Origin of the sequence: Paraclostridium dentum (assembly GCF_012922555.1) — a bacterium.
GTDB classification, from domain to species: Bacteria; Bacillota; Clostridia; order Peptostreptococcales; family Peptostreptococcaceae; genus Paraclostridium; species Paraclostridium dentum.
Genome location: NZ_WIPK01000013.1, coordinates 42,230 through 55,572, shown reverse-complemented (window position 1 = coordinate 55,572; position 13,343 = coordinate 42,230). Strand labels below are relative to the sequence as shown.

Sequence of the window (13,343 nt, the reverse complement as noted above, 5' to 3'; positions counted from 1 at the left end):
ATGTGAATAAAAATGGATAGTAAAATAAAAGATAGTATTAAAAGGAGGGAAATTAAGTGGAAACAAGGTATGATGAAGCAAATAAGGTAACAATAAAATCTATAGTATGGAATGTTATTTTAACTTTTATAAAAATATTTGCAGGTATAGTAGGTAAATCTAATGCTATGATAGCAGATGGATTACATTCAGCATCTGATATTATTAGCTCGGTAGGAGTTTTAATAGGGAATAAAATAGCTAATGCTCCAAATGATGAAAATCATAATTATGGACATGAAAAAGCCGAGACATTAGTATCTTTTTTACTTTCTATATTATTAATAGTGGTATCATTAAAAATAGGATTTGATGCATTAAAATCACTATTTAATTTAAATAGTGTTCAAATACCAACAGCGTTGCCATTAGTAGTATCAGTTATATCTGTAGCTATAAAAGAGTATCAATACAGAATAACAATAAAAATAGCTCAAAAAATTAATTCACCATCATTAAAAGCAGATGCATGGCATCATAGATCAGATGCTCTTTCATCTATAGCAGCATTTATAGGTATAGGAGGAGCTATGTTAGGTTTTAAAGCATTAGATCCTGTCGCTTCTATAGTAGTTGCGCTATTTGTTGCAAAGGTTGGATTTGATATATTAAAAGATTCAGCAAATGAACTTATGGATTATTCTATTGATACAGAAGAAGAAAAACAAATTATAAGTATAGCTGAAGGAACACAGGGCGTAATTAACTTAGGTGAAATTAGAACAAGAAAACATGGTGCAACTGCATATGTAGATTTAACTATATGTGTAAATAAAGACTTAACTGTATATGAAGGGCATGAAATTGCCACTAAATTAGAAAAAAGGATAATAAAAGACATGCAGTTTGTCAAAGGGATAACAGTCCATGTAGAACCATGTATAAATTGCCCAGGAAATTCATGTAAAAAATAATGAAAATTTTAAAAAATAATAAAAAAGCACTATGATTAAATTGTAGTGCTTTTTAGTTTGTGAATTTTATAGTATAATAAAATCGTAATTATATAGGGGGGAGCTTTTATGGCAAAGAAAAGAAAAATAAAAAAGCGCGTAATCATACTTATAGGGATGATTGTTTTTTTCGTTGTATATGCGGGTACATATATTTATTTCTCAAAACAACAAGAAAGTAGTGAACCTGTTAAAGTTCAAGATAAAAGTACAGAATCCGATAATAAAACTTTAATTTCTCAAATGAAAGAGACTGACACTGTATATATTTCAGATGATAAATTAAAAGATGTAAGGATAGAAAAAGATTACTGGGACCAAATAAAGTTTTTCTCTACAAAGTTTAAAGAAGTTAGAAAGCCTAGTAATTACGAAAGTAAATATGAAGCTTACATGGATAATGGAATTAGATTTTCTACAGATTTAGATTATTTTAGAATTTACACAGTAAATAAAGAAGAGTTTTATAAAATTCCGGTATCAGAAAAACAAGCATTTGATAAATTGCTTCAAGAAAGTATATATACATCTATAGATTCTGTAAAAAAATATAAAACTTGGGATAGTGTAGAGATAATATACAAAGATGAAGTAAAAAAACCATGGAAATGGAAATATGATGATTTAGCTTATAAAATATCTGTAAAGAGACTAGTTGGGAAAATTCAACCAGAAAAGAGTAAAGAAAGAAGTGAATATAACTTTACTATTAAAATTCATGGTGATGGTTATTCTACTACACTAGAAACAATGGGTAACGACTATGTTAAAATAACATCAGATAAAGCAACTGCATATTATGAAGTTCATGATGGATTATATGAATATTTAAAAAATGATATATTTAAGATTGGAAGTAAATAAAAAAACTAGGGCTTAGCCCTAGTTTTTTATTTATTAAGAAGCATTTCGCCGATTTTATAAACTGTACCAGCGCCTGCAGTTATAACTAAATCATCTTCAACTACATTTTCAGCAAGATAATTAGCAATATCTTCAAATTCACTTAGGTATAGTACATCAACATTATTTTGATATAACTTATCTACTAAATCTTTAGAATGTATATCACCAGGATCTTTTTCACGAGCAGCGTATATATCTGTTATTATAACTTTATCAGCAGCATAGAATGCATCTGAAAACTCATTTAATAAAGATTTAGTTCTTGTATAAGTATGAGGTTGGAATATACACCATAACTTATTCTTTTTAATTTTCTTAGCAGCAGATAAAGTTGCCTTTAATTCTGTTGGATGATGAGCGTAGTCATCTACAACTAAAGCATTTTTATATTTACCTTTAACTTCAAATCTTCTTCCAACTCCTCCATATAATGCAATATTTTTTCTTATAGTCTCTAAATCTACACCAGAAACTAAAGCTGCTATTATAGCACCAGTAGCATTATATATATTGTGAACACCAGGAACAGAAAGTTTGAACTCTCCTAAGTTGTTTCCATTATAGTTAATGTTGAATATTCCGTATCCGTTTTCGTCAAATCTAACATCTTTTATTAAAGCATTATTTCCTTCATTTTGACCGTATTTTATAACAGTAGCTTTTATTTCATGAAGTATATCTTTAGTATTTTCGTCATCTCCATTGATTATAAAGTATCCATCATAAGGTAATAATTTACCAAACTTATTGAAAGATGCTTTTATTTCATCGATTCCAGAGAAGTAATCTAAATGATCTTCTTCTATATTAAGTACTACTGAAATTTTAGGATTGAAGTTTAGGAAACTGTCAACATACTCACAAGCTTCAGTTATGAAGTTCTCAGATTTACCTATTTTAACATTTCCACCTATAATACTAAGGTTTCCTCCAACTAATATCGTAGGGTCAAGATCCGCGTATTCAAAAATTGCAGATAGCATCGAAGTTGTCGATGTTTTCCCGTGAGTACCAGAGATTGCTATAGCATTTTGATACTCCCTCATTATTTGACCTAAAAATGCAGCTCTATTTATTGTTAATTTATTTTTTTCTTTAGCAGCGATTAATTCCTCATTGTCAGATTTAACAGCAGCAGTATATACTACCATATCTATATTATCAGTTATATGCTCTTTTTTATGGCCAACATATATTGTTGCTCCTTGAGAACGTAAATCATCTAATAGATATGACTCTGTAGAATCTGAACCGAAAACATTATAACCTTTATTTAGGCATATTTTAGCTAGAGCACTCATGCTTATACCGCCAACACCTATAAAGAATATGTTCATATTGAAACCACCTTTCTAATAAATTAAAAGTTCTACAATAAGAACTATGTTTGTGATATAATAGTATAATGTTCAATATTTTAAGCAAACTAAAATTATAAAATATTTCTATACATTAATATATTAAATTTCAAATAAAACATAACAAATATTATAACATATTGGAAAAAAATATGCATTAACAAGTTTAAATACATAGGTTTCAGGGACAGGAGGTATTATATATGAAGTTTAAAAGAACGGAGCGTATAGGAGCGATAGTTAAAATACTATCAGATAATCCTAATAAAATATTTACTTTAAGCTATTTCACATCAAAATTTAATTCGGCTAAATCAACTATAAGTGAAGATTTAATAGTTGTTAAAAATGTTTTTGAAAAGCTAGAATTAGGACAAGTAATAACTATATCAGGAGCCGCTGGTGGAGTTAAATATATTCCAAAAACATCAAAATCAGAAAATGAAGAATTTTTATTAAACCTATGTGAAGAAATAAAAGATCCATCTAGAATTCTTTCAGGAGGATTTTTATATCTTATAGATTTAATATACGATCCTAGAATAGCGTCTAAGATTGGTAAAATATTTGCATCAAATATAGATTATTCACAAGCTGACTACGTTGTTACTATGGAGACAAAAGGAATACCTATGGCTCTTATGACAGCAAAAGCTATGAATTTACCTTTAGTGATAATAAGAAAAGACACTAAAGTATCAGAAGGTCCGACACTTAGCATGACATATGTAAGTGGAAATAGTTCTTCTAAAGTAGAAAGCATGAGTTTACCGAGAAAAGCTGTTAAGCCAGGAAGCAAAGTTATATTAATAGATGACTTTATGAGGGGCGGAGGAACTATAAAAGGTATGATGCAACTTATGAATGAGTTTGGAGCGGAAGTTATAGGAAGGGGAGTATTCATATCTACTACTAATCCAACGCAAAAAATGGTCGAAGATTATATATCTTTAATAGAAATAGATGTAGTTAATAATGAAGTTGTAAGCGTTAAACCTAATTTACAAACTTTTAGGGAAGAATATTGGTCTACAGCTGAAGTGGGAGAAACTGTAGAAGAACAAAGTGAAATTGATAAATTAGAAGAATAATATAAATTTTAAGGGTAAATTTCTATCAAATAAAAAAAAGGTAAAAAAATAAAAAAATTTTTCTGAAATAATAGAGGAAATTTAGCAATTTGATAGAATTAATATATTATAAATAAAAAAAGATTTTTTAATGTTCAAATTAAATTTGTCAAAACTAAAAGGGGGATATTAGTAAAATGAAAATCACTGACGTTAGAGTAAGAAAATTAACTGATGAGGGGAAAATGAAGTGTATAGTTTCATTAACTTTCGATAATTTATTTGTGGTACATGATATAAAGGTTATAGAGGGGCACAATGGATTATTTATAGCTATGCCAAGTAGAAAAATAGGTGAAGGAAACTTCAGAGATATAGCTCACCCTATAAATGCTGAAATGAGACAAATGTTAGAAGAAGAAGTTTTAAAAGCATATCAAGAAGCAATTTCTCAATTAGAAGTAGCTGCTGAATAGTAAAAAGAAGAACTAAAATAAGATATATTTTCGAATATATTTCTTAAAGAGCCGAATTTTAGGCTCTTTTTTATTTGAATAATATGTACTTTTTACTTCAAAAATGGTATATTAGTTAATAGAATTAGGAAATTGTATACAAAATAAAATATTTACACATCATATATAAATTTATTCAAAATTAAAAAAGATTGAAATGGAGTGGGTTTATGAATTTTAAGGCAATAATCCTTGCGGCAGGAAAAGGAACAAGAATGAAATCAAGTTTGCCAAAAGTAGTTCACAAGGTATGTGGGAAAGAGATGGTAAACCACGTTGTCAATGTATCTAAAAAGTCAGGGGTTAATGAAATTGTTGCGATTTTAGGTCATGGAAGTGAGGTAGTTAAAGATGTATTACCTACTGATACTAAAATAGCTATGCAAACTGAACAATTAGGAACAGGTCATGCTGTTATGATGGCAAATGAGCACATATCAGAAAATGATACTATAGTTGTTTTATGTGGAGATACTCCTTTAGTAAATTCAGATACATTAGAAAATCTATTCAAATATCACTTAGATAATGGATATCATGCTACTGTATTAACTACTAAAGTAGAAAATCCAACAGGTTATGGAAGAATAATAAGAGATGAAAAACAAGACTTATTAAAAATAGTTGAACAAAAAGATGCTAACGAAGAAGAAAAGTTAGTAAATGAGATAAATTCAGGAATTTATTGTTTTAACGGAAAAAGCTTAAAAGATGCTCTTTCTAAAATAGACAATAATAATGCTCAAGGAGAATATTATTTAACTGATACAGTAGAAATAATGAGAAATAATAATCTTAAAGTAGGAGCATTTAACGGAGCTACAATAGAAGAACTTATGGGTGTAAACTCAAGAGTTGAATTATCTAAAGCTGAAGAAATAATGAGAAGAAGAATAAACACTATGCACATGGTGAATGGTGTAACTATAATAGATATAAATAGCACATATATAGAATCAGATGTAGAAATTGGAAATGATACAATTGTATATCCAGGAGCTATGTTAAAAGGAAATACAAAAATAGGAAGTAATTGTAAAATTGGAATGAATACTTCTATATCAAATTCAACAATAGGTGATGGAACAGAAGTAGAAAATTCTACGATAATAGATAGTAAAGTTGGCAATAATACTACAGTTGGACCTTATGCATACTTAAGACCTAAGAGTAATATAGGTAATAATGTAAAAGTGGGAGATTTCGTAGAAGTTAAAAATGCTACAATAGAAGATAATTCTAAGGCATCTCACCTAGCTTACATAGGAGATGCACATGTAGGAAAAAATGTTAATATAGGTTGCGGAACAGTATTTGTAAACTATGACGGTAAAAATAAATTTAAGTCAGTTGTAAAAGATGGAGCTTTTATAGGATCAAACTCTAACTTAGTAGCTCCAGTTGTAGTAGAAGAAAATGGATATATAGCTACAGGATCTACTATAACGGATGATGTTCCACAAGGAGCATTGGCAATAGCTAGAGAAAGACAAGTTATAAAAGAAGGTTGGGTAGAAAAGAAGAACCTTAAGAAATAAATTCATATAAACAAGGCTATAACGCAGATATAGCCTAGTCTATACCTGCGTTTAAATATAATATTTTCTTTAACAAAATTTTCGGGAGGTAATTATGAATACTAGCGGAAGCGAAATTAAAATACTTGCAGGAAATGCGTCGAAAGAGTTAGCTCAAAAAGTAGCTGATTACATAGGTGTACCAATGGCAAAATGCGAAGTTGGGACATTTAGCGATGGAGAAATATCTGTAAATATAAGTGAAACAGTAAGAGGTTGTGATGTTTTCGTAATACAATCAACTAATAGCCCAGTAAATGATAACTTAATGGAGCTATTAATAATGATAGATGCATTAAGAAGAGCATCTGCAGGTAGAGTAACTGCTGTTATACCATACTATGGATACGCAAGACAAGACAGAAAGGCTAAGGCTAGAGATCCAATTACAGCTAAATTAGTTGCAAACTTAATAACTGCAGCAGGAGCAGATAGAGTTTTAACTATGGATTTACATGCGGCACAAATACAAGGATATTTTGATATACCATTAGATCACTTACAAGGTGGAACAATATTAGCTGACTATTTCAACACAAAAGAAATAGAAGACTTAGTAGTAGTTTCACCAGACTTAGGAAGTGTTACAAGATCTAGAAAGTTTGCCAATACTTTAAACGGAGATGTTCCGATAGCAATAATAGATAAGAGAAGACCAAAAGCGAATGTATGTGAGGTTATGAATATAATCGGTGAGGTTAAGGGTAAGAATGTTATATTATTAGATGACATGATAGATACAGCAGGTACAATAGTAAATGCAGCTAATGCTCTTAAAGAATTTGGGGCAAAAGATGTATATGCATGTTGTACACACGGAGTTTTATCAGGTCCAGCTATAGAAAGAATAGAGAATTCAGCTATAAGTGAGTTAATAGTACTTGATACTATACAACTTCCTGAAGAAAAGAAAATTGACAAGATAAAAGTGAAAAGTGTAGCTTCTTTATTTGGAGACGCAATAAAGAAAATATTTGCTAATGAATCAGTAAGTCAATTATTTTAATATTAAAATTAAATAAAAAAAGAGTTCATTTATTTATAAATGAACTCTTTTTTTGCTTCAATCTTAAGATAACATTTTAAATTTTATCTAATTTTTATATATTTCCTAGGAAAATATTTGTATATCTGAACTCAATATAGGAATAATCTTAAAAGAGATGCAAATAAATCGTAGGAGGTAGATTATGGATATATTCGATATTTTAATAAACGCTAGTGATTTAGGAGCCTCAGATGTACATATAAATTCTAAATGCGAACCGATAGCTAGAGTGAATGGAAAGTTTATAAAAATTTCAAATGAATTATTAAGCAAGTCAGATACTGAAAAAATGGCTAATGAATTAATAGGGATTCAAAAATTTAATGAGATTAAAGAATTAGGAGAATATGATTTTTCTATCTCAATAAAGAACTTATATAGATTTAGAGTTAATATATATAAACAACAAGATAGTTATGCAATTGCTGCAAGAATAATAAATTCCAAAATTCCTGATCTTGGAACATTAGGATTACCCAATGTTATAAAAGAATTTGCAAAGAAAGAAAATGGGTTAGTTTTAGTTACAGGTCCAACGGGAAGTGGAAAAAGCACAACATTAGCAAGTATATTAGACTCTATTAATAAAAATTTTCAAAAACACATAATAACACTAGAAGATCCAATAGAGTACATTTACAATAGAAAAAACAGTATTATATCTCAAAGGGAAATAGGTAAAGATACAAAAAATTTTAAATCTGGATTAAAATCAGTTCTTAGGCAAGATCCAGATGTTATTCTTATAGGAGAGATTAGAGATGAAGAAACATTAGCTACAGCTTTAACAGCAGCAGAAACTGGACATTTAGTTTTTTCAACATTACATACAATTGGAGCAGCTCAAACAATAGATAGAATTATAGATATGTTTCAAGCTAATCAACAAAATCAAATTAGGATGCAACTATCAAGTGTATGTGAGGGTATAATTTCACAACAACTTATACCTAATATAAACAATGAAGGTATGGTGGCGGCTACTGAGGTAATGGTATCTACATCCGCTATAAAAAACTTAATAAGAGATTCAAAAACTCATCAGATTTCAAATATTATACAAACTGGATCTAAAAATGGAATGCAACTTATGGATCAAGATTTAGTAAATTTATTTAAAAGAAGGGAAATTTCAAAAGAAAGTGTAATAAATAGATGTATAGATTTAGAATATACGAAACGATTAATTGGATTAGAATTTTAGCAAGATGTTAATAATTAAAATATCCTGCTATTAGTACTTAAATTATGATGAAAATAATATTAATGAGTTTATTAATGGTACAAATAATAATATTTTTTTTAGGTGAGGTATTTAAAATTGATTTAAAAGATAATAAAATAAAAATCTTTTTATATGTTATAATACCTATAATTATCTATATGTTATACGTGAAACTAGGATTAAGTAAAGAATTTATAATGTACTCAATACTAATAGGGTTTTTAATCGTGATATCTATAGTGGACTATTATACAATGTATATATACGATATAACTACGATTAGTGGTATAATAGTTCAAGGATTTATTATATTGATAACAAGAGGAATAATAATAGATCATTTGATGGGATTGATATTTGGATTTATGATTCCGTATATAGTGGTAAAAATAACGAAAGGTGTAGGCTCAGGAGATATAGGAGTCTATGCTTTGTGCTGTTTTTGTATAGGAATAGAAAAGTGCATATATATAATACCTATATCTTTTATAATTGGGGGTATATATGGTATGTATATGTTGATTACGAAAAAGAAGCGTGTAGGATCGTATGTTCCTCTTGCGCCATGGATTTCTTTGGGTACATTGGCTGTGATATTTTTAGAACAAAACAGTATGTTACTAATATAAAAATTTTAAAGTAAGTTTTAAATTGAAACAAGATATAAGGAGGAATGAAAATGTATGTAATAGTAGGATTAGGAAACCCAGGAAAACAATATGAAAACACAAGACATAACGTTGGATTTAATGTTATAGATATTTTGGCAAAGGAATATGGTATAAGCGTAACGAAAATAAAACATAAGGCCCTTATAGGTGAAGGTAGAGTAGGAGCTGAAAAAGTTTTATTGGTAAAACCACAAACGTACATGAATTTAAGTGGAGAAACTTTAATTGATATATATAATTACTATAAAGTAGATTCAGAAAACATAGTTGTTATATATGATGACATAGACTTAGATGTTGGAAAAATAAGAATAAGAAAAAAAGGTAGTGGCGGAACTCATAATGGAATGAGATCTATATTAAAATGCTTAGGGACTAATGAGTTTCCAAGAATTAGAGTTGGAGTATCAAAGCCAAGACCAGGACAGGATTTAGCAGATTTTGTGTTATCTAGATTTAGAAAAGAAGAGTCAGAAGATATTCAAGATGGCTTAGAAAAAGCTGCTAAATCTGTTGATTGCATGATTAGAGAAAATATAGATCTAGCAATGAATAAATATAATGGTTAGGTTATAAGGGGGATTTGAATATGTCTGATATTTTTATATCTCCTTTGCAAAATTCTAAAGAATATAAAGACATAATAAATAATATTGAAAATAATAAAAGCGCATTGCTTGTAAATGGATTATTACAAGCTCAGAAATCCAATATAGCTTACTCTATATTTAGTGATTTAAAGAAGCAAATTTTATATGTTGCAAATACTGATTTAGAAGCTAAAAAAGTATATGAAGATTTATGTTTTTATATGAAGGATAAAGTGGATTATTTAAGTTCACAAGATATCTACTTTTATCATTTAGATGCAAAGGATAGAAATGAAGAAGCAAAGAAATTAAAAGTACTTTTAAAGATGATAAGCAGAGAAAATACAATTATAGTTACATCTGCAGAAGCTATTCTTAGAAAGTATATACCTAAAGATATTTTAAAGGAAAATATTTTTACCTATAAAATAGGCGATGTAGTAGATTTAGATGAATTATCAAAAAAGCTAGTTTCTCTAGGATATGAAAGAGTATCTAAAATAGAAGGGTTTGGACAGTTCAGTGTGAGAGGTGGAATAATAGATATATTCTCTTTAGAATATGATACACCTATACGTATAGAACTATTTGATGATGAAATTGAATCTATAAGAACTTTTGATGTTTTTACTCAAAAATCTATAAAGAAAATAAAAAAATGCACAATAACACCATCAAGGGAATTTATATATCCTGAGGGTGTAAATTCTACTATTGATAAAATAAAAAAAGATACTCATAAATTTACGGATGACGATGTATATAAAAGTTTAGATAATATAGCGAGTAAAACGTATTTTGAAGGTGTAGAAAATTATATAGATTATATGTATGAGGAAGAAAACAAAAGCATTTTTACTTACTTAAAAGAAGATGCAATAGTATTTATAAATGACTTATCTCGTTTGAAAGAAAGATGTGAAAATTACACATCAGAGTTTAAAGAAAATTATAAGCTAAATCTAGAAAGAGGATTAGCTTTAAAAGAACAAGGTAAGCTTCTTTATCATTATTCAGATTTAGAATATTTAGTAGAAGAGAAAAAATTGATATTAAATATGCTATTAACTAAAGCTGTTAAGGAATTCAACATAGGAAGTATAGTTAATTTTGAAAGTAGAGAAATACCTACTTTTAATGGAAAGATAGACATTCTAGCAGAAGAATTAAATAGATTAAAATATAATGGACATAAAATTCTTTTAGCGACTAACACATATGATAGAGCTAAAAAATTAAACAAGGAACTATTAAATTTAGGAACAGAAAGTATTTTATCTAGAAAAAGAGATATAGATATTCAATCATCACAAATTGTTATAGTTGTAGGTAATATAACGTCAGGTTTCCAATATAAGTCTATAAAATTTGATGTTATAACCGATAAAGAAATGATAGGCTCAAACAAAAGAGCTAAAACAGTGAAAACTAAAAAATCTAATAAAGGCCAAAAGATAGAAAGTTTCTTAGATTTAAATGTAGGAGACTATGTTGTACATGAAAACAGCGGGGTTGGTAGATATGTAGGTATAGATCAACTAAGTGTGAATGGTGTAAAAAAAGATTATATGAGAGTTGTATATCAAGGTGGAGATAATTTATATGTACCTATAGACCAAATGGATAAGATACAGAAGTTTATAGGTTCAGATACAGAAAAAATTAAATTAAATAAACTTGGTAGCAATGAATGGTCAAAGGCTAAAGCTAAAGTAAAAAAAGAAATAGAAGACATGACCAAAGATTTAGTAGAACTATATGCAAGAAGAGAAAAAATAAAAGGATACAAGTTTAGCAAAGATACTTTATGGCAAGGTGAATTTGAAACTTTATTCCCGTATCAAGAAACAGATGACCAAATAAAAGCTATAGAAGAAACTAAAAAGGATATGGAGTCTAACAAAGTAATGGATAGACTTATATGCGGTGATGTTGGTTACGGAAAGACAGAAGTGGCTATAAGAGCTATTTTTAAGGCTTGTATGGACCAAAAACAAGTTGCAGTATTAGTTCCTACTACAATACTTGCTCAGCAGCATTACAATACGTTTAGAGCTAGGTTTGAAAATTACCCTATAAGAGTTGAGGTATTAAGTAGATTTAAGACTCCAAAAGAGCAAAAACAAATAATTGAGGATGCTAGAAAAGGATTGGTAGACGTAATCATAGGAACTCACAGAATAATATCTAAAGATATAGATCTTCCTAATTTAGGATTAGTGGTAATTGATGAAGAACAAAGATTTGGGGTAAAACATAAGGAATCTTTAAAAAAGATAAAATCAACAGTAGATGTTTTAACATTATCAGCAACACCTATACCTAGAACTTTACACATGTCTCTAAGTGGAATAAGAGATATGAGTGTTATAGAAGAACCACCTCAAGAGAGATATCCAGTTATAACATATGTTGTAGAAGGTAAAGAGAGTATAATACAAGATGAGATAGAAAGAGAAATCGCTAGGGATGGTCAAGTATTTTTTGTATATAATAGAGTTGAAAGAATAGATGAAATGGCCAGTATGATTCAAAAATTAGTTCCAGATGCTAAAATAGCTGTTGCTCATGGAAGGATGACTGGTAAAGAGTTAGAAAATATTATATTAGGATTTTTAAATAAAGAATACAATGTTCTTGTATGTACAACTATAATAGAAACTGGGATGGATATATCTAACGCTAATACCATGATAGTTTATGATGCTGATAAGATGGGATTAGCTCAACTATATCAGCTAAGGGGTAGAGTTGGAAGAAGTAATAGGCAAGGATATGCTTACTTTATGTATGAAAAGGATAAAGTTTTAAGTGAAATTGCAGAAAAAAGATTAAAAGCCATCAAAGAGTTTACTGAGTTTGGATCAGGGTTTAAAATTGCTATGAGAGACTTAGAAATTAGAGGAGCAGGAAATATACTAGGACCACAACAACATGGACATATGGCTGTTATTGGATATGATTTATATGTTAAAATGTTAAATGATGCAATAAGAAAGGTAAAAGGAGAAATAGTAGAGGAAGAAATAGATGTAGAAATAGATTTACCTGTAAATGCATATATTCCTGATAGCTATATAGAAGATGAAATTATAAAAATTGAAATGTACAAAAAAATTGCTTCTATAGAAAATGAAGAAGATTTAAATGATATAAAAGATGAGTTAGAGGATAGGTTCTCTGATATTCCGAAATCTGTAAATGCACTTATGTCTATTGCGTACATGAAAACATTATGTAAAAAGTTAGGTATAGAAAAAGTTAGAATGGCAAAAGATGAAATTATTCTTTTACCACAAACTAGATACAAAACTAAGGAAAAAAATGGATATAAGATAATTTTAGAATTAGAAAACATACTTGAGCAAATGTGTAATTCAAAAAAATAAAA

General features: G+C 28.7%; 11 protein-coding genes. 10 read left to right on the top strand and 1 reads right to left on the bottom strand.

All coding sequences use genetic code 11. The features are described from left to right. The first annotated feature begins 56 nt into the window (after positions 1 to 56). Both GFJ41_RS15085 and GFJ41_RS15080 read left to right on the top strand, forming a co-directional pair. Positions 57 to 953 carry a cation diffusion facilitator family transporter gene (locus GFJ41_RS15085; protein WP_170075762.1) on the top strand — a complete coding sequence of 299 codons (897 nt, stop codon included), beginning with the start codon at positions 57 to 59 and terminating at the stop codon, positions 951 to 953. A 108-nt stretch (positions 954 to 1,061) separates the two neighbouring features. Beyond that, positions 1,062 to 1,856: a hypothetical protein gene (locus GFJ41_RS15080; protein ID WP_021430418.1), complete on the top strand. Its 795-nt coding sequence runs from the start codon at positions 1,062 to 1,064 to the stop codon at positions 1,854 to 1,856. Positions 1,857 to 1,882: 26 nt separating this feature from the next. Here the strand turns inward: GFJ41_RS15080 and murC are convergent, their stop codons facing one another. After that, entirely contained in the window at positions 1,883 to 3,235 is a 1,353-nt protein-coding gene (gene murC, locus GFJ41_RS15075; RefSeq protein WP_035118370.1) for a UDP-N-acetylmuramate--L-alanine ligase, read from the bottom strand. A gap of 224 nt (positions 3,236 to 3,459) precedes the next feature. Between murC and purR the strand changes: the two genes are divergently transcribed. The 8 genes from purR to mfd all read left to right on the top strand — a co-directional run bounded on the left by purR (position 3,460) and on the right by mfd (position 13,341). Further along, a complete protein-coding gene (purR, locus tag GFJ41_RS15070) occupies positions 3,460 to 4,347 on the top strand; it encodes a pur operon repressor (protein ID WP_035118368.1) in 888 nt (295 codons plus the stop codon). A gap of 176 nt (positions 4,348 to 4,523) precedes the next feature. Further along, complete coding sequence (spoVG, locus tag GFJ41_RS15065) at positions 4,524 to 4,802, top strand: septation regulator SpoVG (RefSeq protein ID WP_021430398.1); 279 nt, start codon at positions 4,524 to 4,526, stop codon at positions 4,800 to 4,802. A gap of 209 nt (positions 4,803 to 5,011) precedes the next feature. After that, positions 5,012 to 6,379 carry a bifunctional UDP-N-acetylglucosamine diphosphorylase/glucosamine-1-phosphate N-acetyltransferase GlmU gene (glmU, locus tag GFJ41_RS15060; RefSeq protein WP_170075761.1) on the top strand — a complete coding sequence of 456 codons (1,368 nt, stop codon included), beginning with the start codon at positions 5,012 to 5,014 and terminating at the stop codon, positions 6,377 to 6,379. Between the two features lie 94 nt (positions 6,380 to 6,473). Further along, positions 6,474 to 7,424 (top strand): ribose-phosphate diphosphokinase, encoded by a 951-nt coding sequence (locus GFJ41_RS15055; RefSeq protein WP_021430390.1) that lies wholly within the window; start codon positions 6,474 to 6,476, stop codon positions 7,422 to 7,424. Positions 7,425 to 7,608: 184 nt separating this feature from the next. Next, the gene (locus GFJ41_RS15050) at positions 7,609 to 8,670 is read left to right on the top strand and encodes a type IV pilus twitching motility protein PilT (protein ID WP_170075760.1); all 1,062 of its coding nucleotides are present in this window, start codon (positions 7,609 to 7,611) and stop codon (positions 8,668 to 8,670) included. Between the two features lie 47 nt (positions 8,671 to 8,717). Beyond that, positions 8,718 to 9,320, top strand: a complete 603-nt coding sequence (locus tag GFJ41_RS15045; RefSeq protein ID WP_170075759.1) for a prepilin peptidase — start codon at positions 8,718 to 8,720, stop codon at positions 9,318 to 9,320. A 50-nt stretch (positions 9,321 to 9,370) separates the two neighbouring features. Then, entirely contained in the window at positions 9,371 to 9,931 is a 561-nt protein-coding gene (gene pth, locus GFJ41_RS15040) for an aminoacyl-tRNA hydrolase (RefSeq protein ID WP_021430425.1), read from the top strand. A 20-nt stretch (positions 9,932 to 9,951) separates the two neighbouring features. Beyond that, positions 9,952 to 13,341 (top strand): transcription-repair coupling factor, encoded by a 3,390-nt coding sequence (gene mfd, locus GFJ41_RS15035; RefSeq protein WP_170075758.1) that lies wholly within the window; start codon positions 9,952 to 9,954, stop codon positions 13,339 to 13,341. Positions 13,342 to 13,343: the final 2 nt, after the last annotated feature.